Origin of the sequence: Streptomyces sp. NPDC048290, assembly GCF_040652095.1 — a bacterium.
Lineage (GTDB): Bacteria > Actinomycetota > Actinomycetes > Streptomycetales > Streptomycetaceae > Streptomyces.
Genome location: NZ_JBEZLM010000008.1, coordinates 1 through 20,402, shown reverse-complemented (window position 1 = coordinate 20,402; position 20,402 = coordinate 1). Strand labels below are relative to the sequence as shown.

Below are 20,402 nucleotides of genomic sequence, written 5' to 3'. Positions count from 1 at the left end.
GTGGGTTCAGGGGAACGGGCGTAGGGGTGTGCGGATGTGGGGGGGCACTGCCTCATCCCTTGGTCCCACCGGCGGTCAGCCCGGTGACCAGGTTCTTCTGTACCAGGTAGAAGAACGCGGAGACCGGGATCGCGATCAGGACCGCGGTCGCCGCCATCAGGTTCCGCTGGGCGTCGTGCTCGCTGACGAAGCTCTGGAGCCCCACCGCGAAGGTGTACTTCTCGTCGTCCAGCAGGAACGTGGTGGCGAAGGCGACCTCGCCGAACGCGGTGATGAAGCTGTAGAACGCGGCGACGGCCAGGCCCGGCCGGGCCAGCGGCAGGATCAGCCGCAGGAACGTGCCGAACGGGGAGAGGCCGTCCACCCGGCCCGCCTCGTCGATCTCGAAGGGGATGGTGTCGAAGTAGCCCTTCATCAGCCAGGCGCAGTACGGCACGGCGGTCGAGCAGTACACCAGGATCAGGCCGAAGTAGGTGTCGATGAGCTGGAGTTCGCTGAGCAGCTGGTACATCGGGACCATGAGGACGGCGACCGGGAACATCTGGGTCACCAGCAGTACCCACATGAACTTCTTGTACCCGGGGAAGCGCATCCGTGACACCGCGTAGCCCGTGGTCGCGGCGATCAGTACGCCGATGACCGTGGTGCCCAGCGAGACGATCAGCGAACTCTTCAGCCAGTCGAAGAAGTTGGTCTCGGTCAGGACATGGCCGTAGTTGGCGAGGGTCATCTTGGCCCAGATGCCGCCGGGGCGGAGATAGTCGTCCTTGTCCGGGCCGAGGGAGAGGAACACCAGCCAGGCGACCGGGAACACCGCGATCAGGCTGGCGACGGTGAGGACGCCGTGCGAGGCGAGGTTCCCGAGGCGGCCGGACGCGCCGCGTCCGCGGGTGGCGCGGGGCGCCGGGGCGGGGGACGCGGCGGGGGACGGGTCCGTTCCGGCGGGCTGCGGGGCGGTGGTCGTACTCATGGGGGCTCCTGCCTCAGATCGCGAGCTGCTGGTCATTGCGGTTCAGCCAGCGGCGGTAGAAGGAGGTGAAGACGATCAGGATGGCCAGCAGGAGGATGCCGTAGGCGGCGGACTGCGCGAAGTCGCGCGGCTGCTGTCCGAAGCCGAGCTGATAGGCCCAGGTGACCAGGATCTGCGCGTCGGGCGCGGTGTTGCCGAACAGCAGGAAGATCACCGCGAACTGGTTGAACGTCCAGATCACCCCGAGCAGGACGACGGTGGAGCTGACCGAGCGCAGTCCGGGGACGGTGACGTAGCGGAACCGCTGCCAGGCGTTGGCGCCGTCCATCTCGGCCGCCTCGTACAGGGTGGTGTCGATGGACTGGAGGCCGCCGAGCAGCGAGACCATCATGAACGGGACCCCGCACCAGGTGTTCACCATGATCGCGGCGAACCGCTGCCAGAAGGTGTCCTCCAGCCAGGCCGGACTGGGCAGGCCGAGGCCGTCCAGGGCCATGTTGATGATCCCGGCGTCGGCCAGCATGAACCGCCAGCCGAAGACGGTGACGAAGGTGGGCACGGCCCATGGCAGCACCAGCAGCAGCCGGTACACGGTCCGTCCGCGCAGCTTCTGGTTCAGCAGCAGGGCGAGGCCGAGACCGATCGTGTAGTGCAGGAAGACACAGGCGGCGGTCCAGAAGATGGTCCAGACGAAGTGCGACCAGAAGCGGTCGTAGGCGGTCGGGCCCCAGAGGATGTCGGCGTAGTTGTCCAGGCCGATGAACTGGTAGGTCGCCGCGATCTCGTTGACACCGATGGTGCGGGCCGTGTTGAGGCTGTTGGCGTCGGTGAGGGTGAGATAGAAGCCGTAGGCCAGCGGATACAGCACGATGGTGCCCAGTACGACGACCACCGGGGCGATCATCGCGTAGGCGTACCAGTACTTCTGCCAGCTGCGCTTCAGGCGCCCGCCCGGTCCTGGCCGGCGGGGCTCGCGGTCACCGAGCCGCTTGCCGGTGGCTCGGTCGATGGCGACGGTCATGGTTCGGCACCTTCTGGAGGCTCGAAGGGGTGGCCCCGGGCGGCGGAGCCGGGAGTGGCCCCGGGCGGCGGGGCCGGGAGTGCGGCGCGCGGACCGGTGGCCGCCGGACCCCTCCCCCGGTACTGGGGAGTCCGGCGGCCACCCGGGCTCACTTGCTGAAGTCGGGCACCAGCTTGGTGATGGCGGTCTCGGCGCTGTCGAGCCCCTCGTCCAGGGACTTCTTGCCCCCGGCGACGGCCAGCAGCTCATCGTCCAGCGGGCCCCACAGCGAGCTGTACTCGGGCAGCGCCGGGCGCGGCTGGGCGGCGGGCAGGACGCCCTGGTACCCGGCGATCCCGGGGTCTGCCTTGACCTCGGCGGTGTAGGCGTCGTCGCGGGTCGGCAGCGTGGAGTTCTTCAGCGCGATGGTCTCCTGCGCCTTGGCGGAGGTCATGAAGTTGACGAACTTCAGGGCCGCCTGCTGCTTGTCCGCGCTGGAGCCGGCGTAGACGGAGAGGTTGTGGCCGCCGGTCGGGGCGCCCGCCTTGCCGCTGGAACCGGCCGGGACGGTGGCGATGCCGAGGTTGTTCTTGTCGGCGAACGCGGAGCCCTTGTAGAAGTTGGTGATCTCCCAGGGGCCCTGGATGATCGAGGCGACCTTGCCGTTGACGAAGGCGTCCTGGATGGCGCCGTACGCCTCGGCGGTGGTGTCGGCCTTGTGCAGGCCCTTGCCGTCGAACAGGCCCTGCCAGGTCTCATAGCCCTTCTTGGCGGCGGGCGAGGTGACGGTGATCTTCTTGGCGGTCGCGTCGACGGTGTCGGCGCCCTCGCCGTACAGGAAGGACTGGGCGTAGTACGCGGCGGTGGAGCCCCAGTAGCCGTCGACGCCGGTCTTGTCCTTGATGGTGGCGGCGGCCGTCTTCAGCTCGGCCCAGGTCTTCGGCGCCTCGACGCCGGCCTTCGCGAAGAGTTCCTTGTTGTAGACGAAGGCGAGGGTGTCCGTGGTGAAGGGGACGCCGTAGACCTTGTCCTCGTAGGTGGCCTGCTCGATCAGGCTGGGCTGGAACTTCGCCTGGTCGGCGAGGGCCTCGGTGCCGTCGAGCGGGAGGAAGAAGCCCTTCTTGGCGAAGGCGGGGGTCCAGCCGACCTCGGAGCGCAGCACGTCGGGGGCGCCCTTGGAACCGGCGGCGGTGTCGAACTTGTTCTGCGCCTGGTCGAAGGGGACGTTGACGTACTTGACCTTGATGTCCTTGTGGGCGGCCTCGAACTCCTTGACCAGCTCCTGGTACGTCGGCGCCTCGTTGGTGGCGTTGGAGGTGTCCCACCAGGTGATGGTGACCGGGCCGTCCGCCGAGTCGCCGCTGTCGCTTCCGCCGCAGGCCGTCGCCGCGAGGGCGAGGGAGGCCGCCAGCGCGGTGGCCGCTATGCCACGCCGCATGAGTTCTCCTTGAGGGTGAAAGCCCGAGTGGCTCCAGGGGCGGTCCCGTCCACCGCTCCTGTCGACTTGCCGACCGCGTCGTTGCTGCCGCCGTCGGGCGTCGTGAACGTAACAGCGATGTAAGCGTTGCGAAAGACCTTGCAGAAAAAAAGTGCAAGACGGTTCGGAAGTTATCCAGGTGTGACCTCCCGTTGCCCCTCACGAGACCCACTCTTGCCGTTGCTGGTCAGGGGCGTACGGTGTTGTGCAAGACTCTGCAAGCTGTTGCCGAACCTTTCATGCAGCGACCGCTCACGACCTCAAGGGGACGCCATGCCGCAGCAACCCGCCCCAGGACGCGCAACCGCCCGCGCCCGGCGTCCGATTGGTGCGCAAGGCGGGATACGGCCGGTACAGTCCTCAGGCGTGACCACACGGCTTGCCGACATCGCAGCGCAGGCGGGGGTGAGCGAGGCGACCGTCAGCCGGGTCCTCAACGGGAAGCCGGGCGTCGCCGCCACCACCCGCCAGTCCGTGCTCGCCGCCCTCGACGTACTGGGCTACGAACGCCCCGTACGGCTGCGGCAGCGCAGCGCCGGACTGGTGGGCCTGATCACCCCGGAGCTGGAGAACCCGATCTTCCCGGCGCTGGCCCAGGTGATCGGCCAGGCGCTGACCCGGCAGGGCTACACCCCGGTGCTCGCCACCCAGACCCCCGGCGGCTCCACCGAGGACGAGCTGACCGAGATGCTGGTCGACCGCGGGGTGTCCGGCATCATCTATGTCTCCGGACTGCACGCCGACACCACCGCCGACATGCAGCGCTACGAGCAGCTTCGCGCGCAGGGCGTCCCCTATGTACTGGTCGACGGCTTCTCGCCGCGGGTGCAGGCGCCCTTCATCTCCCCCGACGACCGGGCGGCGATGACCCTGGCGGTCACCCACCTGGTGTCGCTGGGCCACACCCGGATCGGGCTGGCGCTCGGGCCGAAGCGGTTCGTGCCGGTGCAGCGGAAGATCGAGGGGTTCGTCCGGGCGATGAGCGAGCAGTTGGGGCTCGCCACGGGGACCGTCGAGGCCGAGCTGATCCAGCACTCGCTGTACACGCTGGAGGGCGGACAGGCCGCGGCCAGCGCGCTGATCGAGCGGGACTGCACGGCCGTGGTGTGCGCCAGCGACATGATGGCGCTGGGCGCGATCCGGGCCGCGCGGCAGAAGGGCCTGGAGGTGCCGGACGATGTCTCCGTGGTCGGGTTCGACGACTCACCGCTGATCGCGTTCACCGATCCGCCGCTCACCACCATCCGCAAGCCCGTCCCGGCGATGGGCCAGGCCGCGGTGCGCACGCTGCTGGAGGAGATCGGCGGGACGCCCGCGCCGCACAGCGAGTTCGTGTTCATGCCGGAGCTGGTGGTGCGGGGGTCGACGGCCTCGGCGCCCGGGGAGCGGGCGAGGGGCTGACCAGGGGCTGGTCAGCGCCGGATCAGGGGCTGGTCAGGGACCGTCCTGGGGCCGACCCGGACAGGCTGATCAGGGGGAATCTCGTCCCAGGGACGGAGGGGATGCGGCCCGAACCCGACCAGGGGATGATCGGACGAGGATGTCTTTTCTGGCAGACTCTGTGCCCATGGGTGAAACGACCGTGACGACGAGGGAAGACCGGACAGAGGTCTCTCCGCACCCCGTTGCGCACGACTCGCCCCGCGGGTTCCGGGAGCGGCTGCGGGGGGTTGTGCGGCGGTTGCGTGCCCCACGGCGGCCCCGGTTGTGGTTCGAGATTCTGCTGATCGCGGTGAGTTACTGGACGTACTCACTGATCCGTAACGCCGTGCCGGAGCAGAAGGCGCAGGCGCTGCGGAACGCGGACTGGATCTGGCGGGCCGAGCAGCAGCTCGGGATCGCGGTCGAGCAGTCCGTCAACCACGCCGTGAACTCGGTGACTTGGCTGATCGTCGGGATGAACTACTACTACGCCACGCTGCACTTCGTGGTCACGCTGGGTGTGCTGGTGTGGCTGTACCGGTGGCATCCCGGGCGGTACGCGGCGACCCGGACGGTGCTGTTCGCCACGACGGGTGTGGCGCTGGTCGGTTACTACCTGTATCCGCTCGCGCCGCCGCGGCTGATGAACGGCGTGGACTTCATCGACACCGTGCTGGTGCATCAGACCTGGGGGTCGATGGCGTCCGGTGATCTGAAGAACATGTCGAACCAGTACGCCGCGATGCCGTCCATGCATATCGGGTGGTCGGTGTGGTGTGGGCTGACGATCTTCGCGTTGGCTTCCGTGCCGTGGGTTCGGGTGCTGGGGCTTGTGTACCCGGTGTTGACTCTTGTGGTGATCGTCGCCACGGCCAATCACTTCTGGCTTGATGCGGTGGGGGGTGTGGCGTGTCTGGTGTTCGGGTTCGGGGTGGCTCGGGTGTGGTACGGGGCGCTTCCTTATCGGTTGCCTCAGGTGGTGCCTGAGGGGAAGGTTCTGCTTCCTAAGCAGGTGTAGTGGCCTGCGTTGCGTTGTTGGGTGCGGGTGGGTTGTGGCTGGTCGCGCAGTTCCCCGCGCCCCTGGGTTCTCCCGCTCCCCGTGATTTCTAGGGGCCCTTTGTTTGTGTGCTGTGCGCGGTTCCCCGCGCCCCTGGGGGGGGACAGTCCCCCGGCGGGTTTCTTAGGGTTCCGTTCCGTAGAAGATTGATTCCATTACTGTGCGGGCTTTTCTTGTGGTGCGGCGGTAGGCGTCCAGCATGTCGCCCGCGTGGCCGGAGGTGTAGCCGAGGTAGCGGCCCACGGCGGCCAGTTCCCGGGTGTCCGTCGGGAAGGTATCGCCCGCCCGGCCGCGGACCAGCATCACCGCGTTGCGGACGCGGGTGGCCAGGACCCAGGACTCGTCGAGGGTCATGGCGTCCTCGGGGCTGATCAGGGCGGCCTCGCGGGCGGCGGCGAGAGCCTCGCGAGTGCGGGTGGTGCGCAGGGACCGCTCATGCGCGCCGTGCCGCATCTGGAGGAGCTGGACGGTCCATTCGACGTCCGAGAGACCGCCGGGGCCCAGCTTGGTGTGCAGCTTGGGGTCGACGCCGCGCGGCATCCGCTCCGACTCCATACGGGCCTTCAGACGCCGTATCTCGCGGACGGCGTCCTCGGTGAGGCCCGCCTTCGGGTAGCGCAGGGGGTCGATCAGGGCGAGGAAGCGGGCGCCCAGGTCCGGGTCCCCGGCGACCTGTTCGGCGCGCAGCAGCGCCTGTGACTCCCACACCAGCGACCAGCGGCGGTAGTACGCCTCGTAGGACTTCAGGGTGCGGACCAGGGGGCCGGACTTGCCCTCCGGGCGCAGGTCGGCGTCGATCAGCAGGGGCGGGTCGGTGCTGGGGATCTGGAGCAGGCGGCGCATCTCGGCGACGACCTTGTTGGCGGCCCTGGCCGCCTCCTCCTCGCCGACCCCGTCGCGGGGCTCATGGACGAAGACGACATCGGCGTCCGAGCCGTAGCCCAGTTCGTGTCCGCCGAAGCGGCCCATGCCGATGACGGCGAAGCGGGTGGGGAGTTCGGCGCCCCAGTGCTGGCGGACGACCGCGCGCAAGGTGCCCGCCAGGGTGGCGGCGGTGAGGTCGGAGACGGCGGCGCCGACCCGGTCCACCAGGGCGCCCTGGTCGGCCTCGGCGGGCCGGGCCTCGGTGCCGTAGGAGCCGACGATGTCGGCGGCGGCCGTACGGAACAGTTCGCGGCGGCGGACGCCTCGGGCGACCGCGACCGCGTGTTCGGCGTTGTCGGCGCGGCTGACGGCGGCGATGATCTCCTGTTCCAGATGGGCGCGGGGGCGTGGGGCGAGTCCGGCGCCGTCACCGAGCAGGGCGACCGCCTCCGGGGCGCGCATCAGCAGGTCGGGGGCGAGGCGCCCGGCGGACAGGACCCGGGCCAGGTTCTCGGCGGCGGCGCCCTCGTCGCGCAGCAGCCGCAGATACCAGGGGGTCTTGCCAAGGGCGTCGGAGACCTTGCGGAAGTTGAGCAGGCCCGCGTCCGGGTCGGCGGAGTCGGCGAACCAGCCGAGCAGCACCGGCAGCAGGGTGCGCTGGATGGCGGCCTTGCGGGTGACGCCGGAGGCGAGCGCCTCCAGATGGCGCAGGGCGGCGGCGGGGTCGGCGTAGCCGAGGGCGACCAGGCGTTCGCGGGCCGCCGCGGTGCTGAGCCGGGCCTCGCCGGGGCCGAGTTGGGCGACCGCGTCGAGCAGCGGGCGGTAGAACAGCTTCTCGTGCAGCCGCCGGACGACGGCCGTGTGCCGCTTCCACTCCCGGTTCAGCGCGGCGACCGGGTCGGTGCGCAGCCCCAGCGAGCGGCCCAGACGGCGCTGGTCGGCCTCCTCGACCGGGACGAGATGGGTGCGGCGCAGCCGGTACAGCTGGATGCGGTGCTCCATGGAGCGCAGAAAGCGGTACGACTCGTCGAGCTGGACGGCGTCCGCCCGGCCGACATAGCCGCCGGCGGCCAGCGCCTGGAGGGCGTCGAGGGTGGTACCGGAGCGCAGGGTGGTGTCGGAGCGGCCGTGCACCAGTTGCAGCAGCTGGACGGCGAACTCGACGTCCCGCAGACCGCCGGGCCCGAGCTTCAGCTCGCGGTCGATCTCGTCGGCGGGGATGTTCTCCACCACCCGGCGGCGCATCTTCTGCACGTCGGTGACGAAGTTCTCCCGCTCGGCGGCCTGCCACACCAGCGGCTGGAGCGCCTCCACGTAGTCCGCGCCCAGCTCGATGTCCCCGGCCACCGGGCGGGCCTTCAGCAGTGCCTGGAACTCCCAGGTCTTGGCCCACCGCTGGTAGTAGACGAGATGGCTGCTGAGGGTGCGCACCAGGGGTCCGTTACGGCCCTCGGGGCGGAGATTGGCGTCCACCGGCCAGATCGAACCCTCGACGGTGGTCTCGGAGCAGATCCGCATCATGTGCGAGGCGAGCTTGGTGGCGGCCCGCAGCGCCTTGCCCTCGTCGGCGGTCCCGGCGGCCTCGCCGACGAAGATGACATCGACGTCGGAGACGTAGTTCAGCTCATGGCCGCCGCACTTGCCCATGGCGATCACCGCGAGCCGGCACAGCGCCGCGTCCTCGGGGGCGGCGGCGCGGGCCAGCGCGAGCGCGGCGCGCAGGGTGGCGGTGGCCAGGTCGGCGAGTTCGGCGGCGGTCTGCGCCAGATCGGTCGTGCCGCACACGTCCCGGGCGGCGAGGGAGAGCAGACAGCGCCGGTAGGCGACCCGCAGTGACACCGGGTCGGTGGCCTCGGCGAGCCCGCGCTCGAACTCGGCGACGCCCGGGTGCAGGTCCCGGGGTTCGTAGGTGACCAGTTCCTGCCAGTCGCCGGGGTGCCGGGCGAGATGGTCGGCGAGCGCCTCGGACGCGCCCAGCACCCCGAGCAGCCGGTCGCGCAGCGGTTTGGCGGCGATCAGGGTGTCCAGCAGTTCCCGGCGCCCGGCGGGCTCGGTCTGCGCCTCCAGCAGCCGGACCAGTCCGTGCAGGGCGAGATCGGGGTCGGCGGTGGCGCCGAGCGCCTCCAGCAGCACCGGGTCGTCGCGGACCGCCGCCAGCTCCGGGCCGTCGAGCAGCCGCTCCGCGGCGGAGGGGTCGGTGAAGCCGTGCCGCAGCAGCCGAGTGAAGGTACTGCTTCTGCGCCCCGGCGTCATCGTGCCCTCCCGTCCGGATCAACGTCCTCTGAGCCTAACCGGAGCGGGTACGGGAAGCGCCGATGAGTTCCGGCACGCTCCGGGGTCTGCCTGAGGGAGGGGGACAGGTCTCCTCCGGGACGGGGACGGGGGTCCCGTCCCGGAAGAGACCGCGCCCCCGACACCGACCCCGACCCCGGAGGCAGCCATGACCGACCGCACGCCCGAGACCAGGCTGGACGGCCGCTACAGCGACCCGACGGCCACCGCCGTGCCCTGGGCGGAGGCGGAACAGCGGCTGGCGGCGGCCGAGCTGTTCTGGATCTCGACGGTACGGCCCGACGGGCGCCCGCATGTGACCCCGCTCCCGGCGGTCTGGTCCGGCGGCGCCCTGCACTTCTGCACCGGCCCCGAGGAGCGCAAGGCCCGCAATCTCGCGAAGAACCCGCATGTCGTCCTCACCACGGGCGCGAACACCTGGGACCAGGGCTACGACCTGGTGTACGAGGGCGAGGCGGTCCGGGTCACCGACGAGGACTGGCTGCGTGAGCTGGCGGCGGCCTGGGAGGCCAAGTACGGCAGCTTCTGGCACTTCGAGGTGGCCGACGGGTGCTTCCACCACGGGCCGGGACACGCGTTCGTCTTCTCGGTGGCGCCGGGCACGGTTTTCGGCTTCGGTAAGGGGGAGCCGTTCAGCCAGACCCGCTGGCGGTTCGACTGATCCGTCCATCGACGGCCACGACCCGGAGGAAACGGCTGTGGAATACACCCTGGAAGTGATCCCCCTGCCCGTGAGCGACATCGACCGGGCGCGGGACTTCTACCGCGACAAGGTCGGCTTCCATGTCGACATCGACCAGGAGGTCATGCCGGGCATGAGGATCGTCCAGCTGACCCCGCCGGGCTCGGGCTGTTCGATCGCCCTGGGCGAGGCGATCTGGGAGTTCGCGGAGGGCCAGACCGCGCCCGCGCCGGGCTCGTACCAGGGTCTCCAGCTCTGCGTGGCCGACATCAAGGCGGCCCACGCGGAACTGGTCGCCCGGGGCCTGGAGGTCTCCGAGCCGGTGACGTACGCCCCTGACGACGGCGCCACGTTCATGTACTTCAAGGACCCGGACGGCAACGCCTGGTCCATCCAGGAGTACCGCCGCCGCGCCGCGGAACCCCTGCACACCCTCCTCACGGTCCAGGCAGCGGAGAGGGAGGGATAGGAGGCGTAGGGGTCGAGAGCTCTTGTCCTCCGGGGCTCGGGGGACCTCGTCGTTCTGAGGCACGGGAGCGGCGAGGGCCCTGTCTTTCCGAGGCGCGGGGGGACCTCGCCGTTCTGAGGCACAGGAGCGGCGAGGGCCTTGTCTTTTAGGGGCGCGGGGAACTGCGCGACCAGCCACGACGGCGAGCAACCCGCCAGACCACCCCGCGCCCCACCCCCTCAGGCGCCAGAAACGCCCTCACCCGAACAACCCGGCGTCACAGAACCGGCAGATTCTTGCGGAGCTCAAACGCCGTCACTTCGGACCGGTACTCGAACCACTCCTGCCGCTTGTTCCGCAGGAAGAAGTCGAACACATGCTCCCCCAACGTCTCGGCAACCAGATCGCTCCGCTCCATCAGCGACAACGCCTCGCCGAGATTCTGCGGCAACGGCTCGATCCCCATCGCCCGCCGCTCCGCGTCGGACAGCGCCCACACATCGTCCTCCGCCCCCGGCGGCAGCTCGTACCCCTCCTCGATCCCCTTCAGACCGGCGGCGAGCAGCACGGCGTACGCGAGATACGGATTCGCGCCGGTGTCGAGCGAGCGCACCTCGACCCGCGCCGACCCGGTCTTGCCCGGCTTGTACATGGGGACCCGCACCAGCGCGGAGCGGTTGTTGTGCCCCCAGCAGATGTACGACGGGGCCTCGCCCCCCGCGCCCGCGGTCCGCTCGGAGCCGCCCCAGATCCGCTTGTAGGAGTTGACCCACTGGTTGGTGACCGCGGAGATCTCCCCGGCGTGCCGCAGCAGCCCGGCGATGAAGGAGCGGCCGACCTTGGAGAGCTGGTACTCGGCGCCGGACTCGTAGAACGCGTTGCGGTCGCCCTCGAAGAGCGAGAGATGGGTGTGCATACCCGAGCCGGGGTGCTCGGAGAACGGCTTCGGCATGAACGTGGCCTGGAGGTTCTGCTCCAGCGCGACCTGCTTCATCACCAGCCGGAACGTCATCACGTTGTCCGCGGTGGACAGCGCGTCGGCGTAGCGCAGATCGATCTCCTGCTGGCCGGGGGCGCCCTCGTGGTGGGAGAACTCGACCGAGATGCCCATGGACTCCAGCATGGTGATCGCCTGGCGGCGGAAGTCCATGCCGACATTGGTGGGGGTGTGGTCGAAGTAGCCGGAGTTGTCGGCGGGGGTGGGCACCGAGCCGTCGACCGGCTTGTGCTTGAGCAGGAAGAACTCGATCTCGGGGTGGGTGTAGAAGGTGAAGCCGAGGTCGGAGGCGCGGGCCAGGGCGCGCTTGAGGACATAGCGCGGGTCGGCGAAGGACGGGGAGCCGTCGGGCATCAGGATGTCGCAGAACATCCGGGCCGTGCCGGGGGTCTCGGCGCGCCAGGGCAGCACCTGGAAGGTGGCGGGGTCCGGCTTGGCGATCATGTCGGACTCGTAGACCCGGGCGAAGCCCTCGATGGCGGAGCCGTCGAACCCGATCCCTTCATCGAACGCCTGTTCTAGCTCGGCGGGGGCCACGGCCACGGACTTGAGGAAGCCCAGAACGTCGGTGAACCACAGGCGCACGAACCGGATGTCGCGCTCCTCCAACGTACGGAGCACGAACTCCTGCTGCTTGTCCATCTTCCGCTTCCCCATCCTTGCTGGTCAGGCCATCCGCCCCGGGCGGACCGGAACAGGTGGTCGGGCACCTGAGCATCACACCACAACACCGTTTCCAGCGCGTTGCGGACCTCGATCGCCCCGCCGACCCGGGTCTGAACGCCATGAAGACGGCGCGTACCGCGCTCTGCCGCCCATCTTGCCTCCTCGCCCCGGCATCCGTAATGGTCCGCCGGGCGGGTGCGGTACGGCCGTCCCGGGAATCCCACTACGATCAGTTGACCCGACCGTCGTTCTTTCCCGCACCACCTCCCAGAAGGGCACCCCCCATGGGCTCGGCCAAGAACAGAGACAGCGCGGCGCGCAAGGCCCGGATAGAGGAGCTGCGCCGGGCGGAGCGCGCCCGCGAGCGGCGCACCCGCGTCCTGACCGTCACCGCGAGTGTGGTGGTCGTGGCCGCGCTGGTGGTGGGCGGTGTGGTGCTGGTGCGGTCGCAGTCCGACGACTCCGCGGACACGGCGAGCGACGCCAAGAACGCCGGGGCGTTCGTCGCCGACGCGGACGGCGTCCAGAAGTGGGACACCAAGCTCACCCAGAACCATGTCTCCGGGGACGTGGACTACCCGATGGAGCCGCCGGTCGGCGGTGACCACAACCAGGTCTGGATGAACTGCAACGGGGACGTCTACGAGAAGGAGATCCCCAAGGTCAACGCCGTGCACTCGCTGGAGCACGGGGCGGTCTGGGTGACGTACACCAGCAAGGCGCCCAAGGCGGACGTGGCGGCGCTGGCGGCGAAGGTCAAGGCCACGCCGTACACGCTGATGAGCCCGGCCGAGGAGCAGGCCGCGCCGATCATGCTGAGCGCCTGGGGGTACCAGCGGACGGTGACCGGGGCGGACGACCCGAAGCTGGCCGCGTTCCTGGAGAAGTTCGTGCAGGGCGAGCAGACGCCGGAGCCGGGCGCCGCCTGCACCGGCGGGCTGCCCCAGTGAGGCGGCGGTGATGAAGCGGGCACAGGCGGGCTGGATCGCCGGGACGGTCACCGCGGCGCTGGTCGCGGCCGGGGCGATCACCTACGCGGTCGCCGGGGACGACAACCCGGGCGTCGAGTCGCCGGCCGCGGACTCGGCGGACGCCGGGTTCGCCCGGGACATGGCGGTCCACCACCAGCAGGCGGTGGAGATGTCGTACATCGTGCGCGACCGCACCGACGACGAGGATGTACGGCGGCTCGCCTACGACATCGCGCAGACCCAGGCCAACCAGCGGGGCATGATGCTGGGCTGGCTGGATCTGTGGGGGCTGCCGAAGGTGTCCGCCGACCCGCCGATGACCTGGATGGACATGGGGTCCATGCCGAGTGCGGGCGAGGGCTCGCTGATGCCGGGCATGGCCACGAACGAGCAGATGGCGAAGCTCGGGCGGCTGAACGGCGTCCAGGCCGAGATCTTCTATCTCCAGCTGATGACCGAGCACCACCAGGGCGGTATCCACATGGCCGAGGGCTGTGTGTCGCGGTGTGTGGTGGGCGCGGAGAAGCGGCTGGCGCAGGGCATGGTCCAGGGGCAGCAGTCGGAGATCGACCTGATGGCGGACATGCTGCGGGAGCGGGGCGCGGAGGCCGACCTGTCCTAAACACTCCGGGCGGCTTCAGTGGGGGCGCTTCGGGGTGGCGTGGGGTGGCACACACCCTGCGCACCCCCCATCGCGTCGCTTTGACGATTACACTGAGGTCCGTGCCTCAACTACGCCTCGCGATGAACCAGATCGACGCCCGGGTCGGCGACCTCGCCGGGAACACCGACCGCATCCTGGAGTGGACCCGGCACGCGGCCGGGCAGGGAGCGCATCTCGTGGCGTTCCCGGAGATGTCGCTGACCGGGTATCCCGTGGAGGACCTGGCGCTGCGCTCCTCCTTCGTCGAGGCGTCGCGCGCGGCGCTGCGGGAGCTGGCGGCGCGGCTCGCCGCCGAGGATCTGGGCGGGCTGCCGGTGGTGGTCGGCTACCTCGACCGCTCGGAGACCGCCCAGCCGAAGTACGGCCAGCCCGCCGGTGCCCCGCAGGACGCGGCGGCGGTGCTGTACGGCGGTGAGGTGGTCCTCGCCTTCGCCAAGCACCACCTGCCGAACTACGGCGTCTTCGACGAGTTCCGCTACTTCGTGCCGGGCGACACCATGCCGGTGCTGCGGGTGCACGGCGTGGACGTGGCCCTCGCGATCTGCGAGGACCTCTGGCAGGACGGCGGACGGGTGCCCGCGGCGCGCTCGGCGGGCGCGGGCCTGCTCGTCTCGATCAACGCCTCCCCCTATGAGGTGGACAAGGACGACACCCGCCTTGAGCTGGTCCGCAAGCGCGCCCAGGAGGCGGGCTGTGTCACCGCGTACGTGGCGATGATGGGCGGGCAGGACGAGCTGGTCTACGACGGCGACTCGATCGTGGTCGACGCGGGCGGCGAGGTGATCGCGCGGGCCCCGCAGTTCGCCGAGGCGTGCATGTTGCTGGACCTGGACCTGCCCGCGGCGCGCGCCGACGCGCCCGAGGGCGTGGTGGACGACGGGCTGCGGATCGAGCGGGTGGTGCTCTCCGAGGACCCGGTCCCGGCGTACGAGCCGGTCCACACCGGGGGGTACGCGGAGCGGCTGGACGACGCCGAGGAGGTGTACTCGGCGCTGGTCGTGGGGCTGCGCGCGTATGTCGCGAAGAACGGCTTCCGGTCGGTGCTGATCGGGCTGTCCGGCGGGATCGACTCGGCGCTGGTCGCGGCGATCGCGTGCGACGCGGTGGGGGCGGAGCAGGTGTACGGGGTGTCCATGCCGTCGATGTACTCCTCCGACCACTCCAAGGGGGACGCGGCGGAGCTGGCGCGGCGGACGGGGCTGAACTTCCGTACGGTGTCGATCGAGCCGATGTTCGATGCGTACATGTCCGCGCTGGGGCTGACCGGGCTGGCCGAGGAGAACCTCCAGTCGCGGCTGCGCGGGACCACGCTGATGGCGATCTCCAACCAGGAGGGGCACCTCGTGCTGGCGCCGGGGAACAAGTCGGAGCTGGCGGTGGGGTACTCGACGCTGTACGGGGACTCGGTGGGGGCGTACGGGCCGATCAAGGACCTGTACAAGACGGCGGTCTTCCGGCTCGCGGAGTGGCGCAACCGGGCGGCGGTGGAGCGGGGGCAGACGCCGCCGATTCCGGAGAACTCGATCTCGAAGCCGCCGAGCGCGGAGCTTCGGCCGGGGCAGGTGGACACGGATTCCCTGCCGGACTACTCCGTGCTGGACGGGATCCTCGAGCTGTATGTGGACCGGGACGCCGGGGCCGATGTGATCGTGGGGGCGGGGTATGAGGCGGGGCTGGTGACGAAGACGCTGCGGATGGTGGATACGGCGGAGTACAAGCGGCGGCAGTATCCGCCGGGGACGAAGATCTCGCCCAAGGGGTTCGGGAAGGACCGGCGGCTTCCGATCACGAACGGGTGGCGGGAGACGGCGTAGGGGGACCGGGGGTGCCGCCGCCGTTTCCGGGTGCGGGCCGGTGGTCGCTTTTCGCGCAGTTCCTCCCCCCGGGGGGTACCCCCAGCGCCCCTACGGACCAGTCCCCCGGGTCACGACCCGGTGGACAGGTCCACCCGCGCGGCTACCGGGAGGTGGTCGCTGCTGGTCTGTGGGAGGGTCCAGGAGCTGATCGGTTCGACGTCCCTGACCAGGATCTGGTCGATCCGGGCCATCGGGAACGCGGCCGGCCAGCTGAACCCGAACCCGTCCCCCACCGCGCCCTGCGTGGACCGCAACTGCGCGGTGACGGCGTTCAGCGCCCGGTCGTTCATGGTGCCGTTGAGGTCGCCGAGCAGCACGACCCGCTGGATCTTCTCGGCGGAGATGGCCTCGCCCAGGGCGTCGGCGCTGGTGTCGCGCTGACGGGCGGTGAACCCGGCCTCCAGCTTGACCCGGACGGACGGCAGATGGGCGACGTAGACGGCGAGTTGCCCGCCCGGCGCGGCGACCGTGGCCCGCATGGCGCGGGTCCAGCCCAGCCCTATGTCCACCGGCCGGGCGCCGGACAGCGGGTACTTGCTCCACAGCCCGACCGTGCCCTGCACCGAGTGGTACTCGTACGTCTCGCCGAGCGCGTTCTCGTAGACGGGGACGGCGTCCGTGGTCAGCTCCTCCAGGGCGACCACGTCGGCACCGGAGGCGGCCACGTCCCGGGCGGTGCTGAACGCGTCCGGGTTCTGGGCGTTGACGTTGTGGGTGACGAGCGTCAGATCGCCGCCGGTGGCGGACTTGTCGGTGAGCAGCCCGCCGAAGAGGTTCAACCAGACGACCGCCGGGACCAGTACGGCGATCAGCGCCGTGGCCGAGCGGCGGACGAGGGCGAGCACCAGCAGCACGGGTACGCCGACGCCCAGCCAGGGCAGGAACGTCTCGATCAGACTGCCGAGGTTGCCGACCCGGTTGGGGATCCGCGCGTGCACCGCCATCACCAGGGCGATCAGCACCGCGAACACGGCGAGGACGATGCCCCGCCGCCACACCTTGCGGCCGTCGCGCCAGCCGTCGAACAGACGCTGGAGCCGAGTTCTGCGCTGCTCGGGGCCCGAGCCGTCACCGTCCGCCGTCTCCGTCACATACGCCTGCTGCGCCATACTGTCGCCTCGCTACCTGCCGTGCACACCGTCATCTCCCCGTGTCCTGAAAGACACTAGGCGATGATCGGCCCTGAGCCCGCCGTCCCGCGACGGCCGTATGGGCACGATGACGCACAAGCGTCGGTCCCGCGTTCCGGCGCTCCGCCCGAATCATGTGCTCTGTGACGAAACGCTCACATGGCGATGCCCGAAACGTCGGTGTTCCGGGGGCCGGTACGGAGGGGCGCGGTCAGTCCGTCGCCGGGGCGGACGGCCGCAATCCGGCCAGAAGTGTGTCCACTATCTCCTCGGCGAGCCGTTCGGGCAGTTCCCCGTCGGGGTGCATCACCGCGCGCACCAGCATGGGGCCCATGATCAGATCGCCGAGGAGGTCCAGATCGACATCGCGGCGGAGTTCGCCGTCGCGCTGGCCCCGGCGCAGCACCTCGTGGGTGAGGTCGCGCCGGGGTGCCACGACCGCGCTGTGGTACTCCTCCCACAGCCGCGGGCTGGTCTTCATCTGGGCGTGGACGTTGTGCAGGATCGCCGAGCTGCGGTTGGCCAGTCCGCGGCGGCGCAGCGCCTCCAGCAGCGCCACGAGGTCGTCGCGCATGGAGGTGCCGGGCAGCGGGGGCTCGGCGGGCTCGGCGGCCCGCACCACGTCGACGAACAGCTCCTCCTTGCCGCTCCAGCGGCGGTAGATGGCCGCCTTGCCGACGCCCGCGGTGCGGGCGATCCGCTCGATGGACAGTTCGGCGAGCGGGACGCCGTCCTCCAGGAGTTTCATGGCGCCCTCCAGGATGGCGCGTTCCACGGCCTCGCTGCGGGGGCGTCCCTTGGGAGCGCCGCCGCCGGGGGTCGGCCGGTCGCCTGCGAGGCTGCTCACATCACTCCGTTCTCCGGGTTCTCCGGGCCGCGTCCGCGTCGATGTCGATGAGGTGCGGTGCGGTGCCGCGCGTCCCGTGGGTCCGCGGTGATTGTCCTATGCCGCGTCCCCCGGTGGTGTCCCGTCCTCCGTTTCCTCACTCTCCGGCCGCCACCAGCTCCGTCTCCTTGTCCTGCTGCCGGGCGGGCGTGCCGCGGCCCGGCAGGCACAGGGCCACCACCAGGGCACCGACCAGGGCCACGCCCGCGCCGCACAGCGCGGTGAGGTGCATGGCGTGCAGGAAGGCGTCGTTGGCGGGGGTGATCAGGGCGTCGCCCCGGGGGCCGAGCCGGGCGGCGACGGCGAGCGTGGCCTCGATGGACTCCCCGGCGGTGTGCCGCAGTCCGGCCGGGAGGGCGGTGAGGGAGTCCTCGATGCTGCTGCGGTAGGCGGTGGACAGCACCGAGCCGAGCACGGCGATCCCGAGCGCGCCGCCGACCTGGCGGAAGGTGTTGCTGAGCGCGGAGGCGGAGCCCGCCTTCTCGCGGGGCAGGGCCTGCATGATGACGACGCTGATCGGGGTCATGATGTGCGCCATGCCGGTGCCCATGAGGAAGAAGACGACCTCCAGGACCCAGATCGGCGTGTCGGCGTCCAGGGTGGCGAACGCGCCGAGCATCGCGGCGATCAGCAGCATGGCGCCGGTGGTGGTGGCGCGGATGCCGATCCGGTCCACGACCAGCCGGGCGCGCGGGGCGAAGAGCAGTTGGGCGACGGCGAGCGGGAGCAGCAGCAGTCCGGTCTCCAGCGGGGAGTAGCCGCGCACGCTCTGGGTGTAGAAGACCGAGAAGAAGGTCACGCCCATCAGCGCGAAGAAGACCAGCGCGATGACCGCGATGGCGGCCGAGAACACCTTGTTCCTGAAGTAGCCGATGTCGATGGACGGATGGTCGCTGCGCTTCTCGAACAGTACGAAGAGGACGAGGACGGCGAGTCCGGCGCCGACGGTGGCGAGCACGGTGGGATCGGTGAAGTCGGCGAGTTCGCCGCCCCGGATGATGCCGTAGACCAGCAGGACCAGGCCGACGACGGACAGGCCGACGCCGATGGGGTCGACGCGGCCCGGCTTCGGGTCGCGGGAGTCGGGGACCAGCCAGAGCATCAGGACGACGGCGAGGATCACGATCGGGACGTTCACCAGGAAGACCGAGCCCCACCAGAAGTGGTCCAGGAGCACTCCGCCGGTGATCGGGCCGATGGCGATGGCCAGACCGACCCCGCCCGCCCAGATGCCGATGGCCTTGGGCTGCTCGTCCCGCTCGAAGACGTTCATCAGCACGGCGAGGGTGGCCGGCATCACGAAGGCGGCGCCGAGTCCCATCAGCGCGCGGAAGCCGATCAGTTCGCCCGGCGAACCGGCGGTGGCGGCCAGCGCCGAACCTATGCCGAACACCGCGAGCCCGCCCAGCAGCACCTTCTTACGGCCCAGCCGGTCGCCGAGCAGCCCGGCGGAGAACAGCAGTCCCGCGAAGACCAGGGTGTAGGCGTTGATCGCCCACTCCAGTTCGCTCTGGGTGGCACCGAGTCCGGTCGGGGCGGGCGTCGAGATGGTCTTGACGGCGACATTGAGGATCGAGTTGTCCAGCACCACGATCAGCAGGCTCAGCATGAGCACGGCCAGAATCGCCCAGCGGCGCCGGTGCACCTCGGCCGGGACGCGCGAGGCGGGGAGCGCGGGAGTAGTCATGGGGGCGAGCGTAGGCGCTTTACGATACGAGACCGTGCCGTATCGTAAATCTTTTACCGGGTTCTTACGTCGGGCTCCGGGGCGGGACGTGACGAGGGTCCCCTGGTCCTCCCGGGGTCGAGGTGCCACCATGGAGGGGATATCCCGGGACGCCGTAAGGGCGCCTGGAGATGACTTGAAGGAGCCGTTGACATGACGCAGCTCTCGGCTGCCCGTGCCGCCTCCTCCGACGGCAGCAAAGCGCTGTACGGAGGCAAGAGCACCCGGCGCATCACCGTCCGTGACATCGCGCTCGCCAAGGAGCGCGGCGAGAAGTGGCCCATGCTGACCGCCTACGACGCGATGACCGCGTCCGTCTTCGACGAGGCGGGCATCCCGGTGCTCCTCGTCGGCGACTCGGCGGGCAACTGCCACCTCGGCTACGAGACGACGGTGCCCGTCACCCTCGACGAGATGACCATGCTGTCCGCCGCCGTGGTGCGCGGCACCGGACGCGCCCTGATCGTGGGCGACCTGCCCTTCGGCTCCTACCAGGAGGGTCCGGTGCAGGCGCTGCGCTCGGCTACCCGGCTGGTCAAGGAGGCCGGGGTCGGCGCGGTCAAGCTGGAGGGCGGTGAGCGCTCGCACCGGCAGATCGAGCTGCTGGTGGAGTCCGGGATCCCGGTGATGGCCCACATCGGCCTCACCCCGCAGTCCGTGAACGCCATGGGCTACCGGGTGCAGGGGCGCGGCGAGGAGGCGGCGGCCCAACTGCTGCGGGACGCCAAGGCCGTGCAGGACGCGGGCGCGTTCGCGGTGGTGCTGGAGCTGGTTCCGGCGGAGCTGGCCGCGGAGGTGACACGGACGCTCCAGATCCCCACGGTCGGGATCGGCGCGGGGCCGGACACGGACGCGCAGGTACTGGTGTGGACGGACATGCTGGGACTGACGGGCGGCCGGGTCCCGAAGTTCGTCAAGCAGTACGCGGCCCTCCGGGATGTCGTCGGGGGTGCGGCGAGGGCGTTCGCGGAGGATGTCGTCGGCGGGACGTTCCCCTCCGGGGAGCACTCGGTTCACTGAGCCCGGCCCGCGCTCCAACTGACCATTTTCCGCACCACCCCCACGGACGGCCCGCCGATCATCCCCCGTCGGCGGGCCGTCCGCCTCTTTTTTTTGGGGGGGGCAGAGGTGTGTGGGTGAGTGCGGGTGCATCGTGGCTGGTCGCGCAGTTCCCCGCACCCCTAAAAGAAGGGCATCGGCGCCGACGTGCTTTTCAGGGGCGCTGGGTCAAGGAGTAGCGCCCGGCCCCCTGTCGTCCCGTAGACCCTCCTCTCATCCGGCACACCCCGCCCAC

The 20,402-nt window shown here is 70.3% G+C and carries 16 protein-coding genes; 8 read left to right on the top strand and 8 right to left on the bottom strand.

Going from position 1 to position 20,402, the window contains the following annotated elements:
* Positions 1-52: 52 nt before the first annotated feature.
* From AB0D49_RS15440 to AB0D49_RS15430, 3 genes are all read right to left on the bottom strand, one after another.
* Entirely contained in the window at positions 53-970 is a 918-nt protein-coding gene (locus AB0D49_RS15440) for a sugar ABC transporter permease (protein WP_362757004.1), read from the bottom strand.
* Between the two features lie 13 nt (positions 971-983).
* Complete coding sequence (locus AB0D49_RS15435; RefSeq protein WP_362757001.1) at positions 984-1,991, bottom strand: sugar ABC transporter permease; 1,008 nt, start codon at positions 1,989-1,991, stop codon at positions 984-986.
* Positions 1,992-2,139: 148 nt separating this feature from the next.
* On the bottom strand, positions 2,140-3,408 hold the full coding sequence (locus AB0D49_RS15430; RefSeq protein ID WP_362756997.1) for an extracellular solute-binding protein: 1,269 nt from the start codon (positions 3,406-3,408) through the stop codon (positions 2,140-2,142).
* A gap of 405 nt (positions 3,409-3,813) precedes the next feature.
* Between AB0D49_RS15430 and AB0D49_RS15425 the strand changes: the two genes are divergently transcribed.
* Complete coding sequence (locus AB0D49_RS15425) at positions 3,814-4,848, top strand: LacI family DNA-binding transcriptional regulator (protein ID WP_362756994.1); 1,035 nt, start codon at positions 3,814-3,816, stop codon at positions 4,846-4,848.
* A gap of 166 nt (positions 4,849-5,014) precedes the next feature.
* On the top strand, positions 5,015-5,887 hold the full coding sequence (locus tag AB0D49_RS15420; protein ID WP_362756991.1) for a phosphatase PAP2 family protein: 873 nt from the start codon (positions 5,015-5,017) through the stop codon (positions 5,885-5,887).
* A gap of 162 nt (positions 5,888-6,049) precedes the next feature.
* Here the strand turns inward: AB0D49_RS15420 and AB0D49_RS15415 are convergent, their stop codons facing one another.
* Complete coding sequence (locus AB0D49_RS15415; RefSeq protein ID WP_362756988.1) at positions 6,050-9,043, bottom strand: bifunctional [glutamine synthetase] adenylyltransferase/[glutamine synthetase]-adenylyl-L-tyrosine phosphorylase; 2,994 nt, start codon at positions 9,041-9,043, stop codon at positions 6,050-6,052.
* Between the two features lie 187 nt (positions 9,044-9,230).
* On the opposite strand from AB0D49_RS15415, the gene AB0D49_RS15410 reads away from it, so the two are divergent.
* Entirely contained in the window at positions 9,231-9,743 is a 513-nt protein-coding gene (locus tag AB0D49_RS15410) for a pyridoxamine 5'-phosphate oxidase family protein (protein WP_362756985.1), read from the top strand.
* Between the two features lie 37 nt (positions 9,744-9,780).
* Positions 9,781-10,233 carry a VOC family protein gene (locus AB0D49_RS15405; RefSeq protein WP_362756982.1) on the top strand — a complete coding sequence of 151 codons (453 nt, stop codon included), beginning with the start codon at positions 9,781-9,783 and terminating at the stop codon, positions 10,231-10,233.
* A 256-nt stretch (positions 10,234-10,489) separates the two neighbouring features.
* Here the strand turns inward: AB0D49_RS15405 and AB0D49_RS15400 are convergent, their stop codons facing one another.
* Positions 10,490-11,851, bottom strand: a complete 1,362-nt coding sequence (locus AB0D49_RS15400; RefSeq protein ID WP_362756979.1) for a glutamine synthetase family protein — start codon at positions 11,849-11,851, stop codon at positions 10,490-10,492.
* A 308-nt stretch (positions 11,852-12,159) separates the two neighbouring features.
* Here AB0D49_RS15400 and AB0D49_RS15395 point away from each other — a divergent pair, with 308 nt between their 5' ends.
* The 3 genes from AB0D49_RS15395 to AB0D49_RS15385 all read left to right on the top strand — a co-directional run bounded on the left by AB0D49_RS15395 (position 12,160) and on the right by AB0D49_RS15385 (position 15,324).
* Entirely contained in the window at positions 12,160-12,825 is a 666-nt protein-coding gene (locus AB0D49_RS15395) for a DUF3105 domain-containing protein (protein WP_362756976.1), read from the top strand.
* Between the two features lie 10 nt (positions 12,826-12,835).
* Positions 12,836-13,468, top strand: coding sequence for a DUF305 domain-containing protein (locus AB0D49_RS15390; RefSeq protein ID WP_362756973.1), 633 nt, complete (start codon positions 12,836-12,838; stop codon positions 13,466-13,468).
* Between the two features lie 101 nt (positions 13,469-13,569).
* Positions 13,570-15,324, top strand: coding sequence for an NAD+ synthase (locus AB0D49_RS15385; RefSeq protein ID WP_362756970.1), 1,755 nt, complete (start codon positions 13,570-13,572; stop codon positions 15,322-15,324).
* 110 nt (positions 15,325-15,434) lie between these two features.
* Here the strand turns inward: AB0D49_RS15385 and AB0D49_RS15380 are convergent, their stop codons facing one another.
* From AB0D49_RS15380 to AB0D49_RS15370, 3 genes are all read right to left on the bottom strand, one after another.
* Positions 15,435-16,475: an endonuclease/exonuclease/phosphatase family protein gene (locus AB0D49_RS15380; RefSeq protein WP_362756966.1), complete on the bottom strand. Its 1,041-nt coding sequence runs from the start codon at positions 16,473-16,475 to the stop codon at positions 15,435-15,437.
* Positions 16,476-16,707: 232 nt separating this feature from the next.
* On the bottom strand, positions 16,708-17,343 hold the full coding sequence (locus AB0D49_RS15375; protein WP_362756963.1) for a TetR/AcrR family transcriptional regulator: 636 nt from the start codon (positions 17,341-17,343) through the stop codon (positions 16,708-16,710).
* A gap of 136 nt (positions 17,344-17,479) precedes the next feature.
* Positions 17,480-19,069, bottom strand: coding sequence for an MFS transporter (locus tag AB0D49_RS15370; protein WP_362756960.1), 1,590 nt, complete (start codon positions 19,067-19,069; stop codon positions 17,480-17,482).
* Positions 19,070-19,261: 192 nt separating this feature from the next.
* On the opposite strand from AB0D49_RS15370, the gene panB reads away from it, so the two are divergent.
* Positions 19,262-20,128, top strand: a complete 867-nt coding sequence (gene panB, locus AB0D49_RS15365) for a 3-methyl-2-oxobutanoate hydroxymethyltransferase (protein ID WP_362756957.1) — start codon at positions 19,262-19,264, stop codon at positions 20,126-20,128.
* Positions 20,129-20,402: the final 274 nt, after the last annotated feature.

What these genes read in the sequence shown, in the direction of transcription:
- AB0D49_RS15390 (WP_362756973.1), top strand. Translation starts at nt 12,836, where the DNA reads ATGAAGCGGGCACAGGCGGGCTGGATCGCCGGGACGGTCACCGCGGCG.
- AB0D49_RS15410 (WP_362756985.1), top strand. Translation starts at nt 9,231, where the DNA reads ATGACCGACCGCACGCCCGAGACCAGGCTGGACGGCCGCTACAGCGAC.
- AB0D49_RS15370 (WP_362756960.1), bottom strand. Translation starts at nt 19,069, where the DNA reads ATGACTACTCCCGCGCTCCCCGCCTCGCGCGTCCCGGCCGAGGTGCAC.
- AB0D49_RS15435 (WP_362757001.1), bottom strand. Translation starts at nt 1,991, where the DNA reads ATGACCGTCGCCATCGACCGAGCCACCGGCAAGCGGCTCGGTGACCGC.
- AB0D49_RS15420 (WP_362756991.1), top strand. Translation starts at nt 5,015, where the DNA reads ATGGGTGAAACGACCGTGACGACGAGGGAAGACCGGACAGAGGTCTCT.
- panB (WP_362756957.1), top strand. Translation starts at nt 19,262, where the DNA reads ATGACGCAGCTCTCGGCTGCCCGTGCCGCCTCCTCCGACGGCAGCAAA.
- AB0D49_RS15395 (WP_362756976.1), top strand. Translation starts at nt 12,160, where the DNA reads ATGGGCTCGGCCAAGAACAGAGACAGCGCGGCGCGCAAGGCCCGGATA.
- AB0D49_RS15430 (WP_362756997.1), bottom strand. Translation starts at nt 3,408, where the DNA reads ATGCGGCGTGGCATAGCGGCCACCGCGCTGGCGGCCTCCCTCGCCCTC.
- AB0D49_RS15400 (WP_362756979.1), bottom strand. Translation starts at nt 11,851, where the DNA reads ATGGACAAGCAGCAGGAGTTCGTGCTCCGTACGTTGGAGGAGCGCGAC.
- AB0D49_RS15415 (WP_362756988.1), bottom strand. Translation starts at nt 9,043, where the DNA reads ATGACGCCGGGGCGCAGAAGCAGTACCTTCACTCGGCTGCTGCGGCAC.
- AB0D49_RS15440 (WP_362757004.1), bottom strand. Translation starts at nt 970, where the DNA reads ATGAGTACGACCACCGCCCCGCAGCCCGCCGGAACGGACCCGTCCCCC.
- AB0D49_RS15380 (WP_362756966.1), bottom strand. Translation starts at nt 16,475, where the DNA reads ATGGCGCAGCAGGCGTATGTGACGGAGACGGCGGACGGTGACGGCTCG.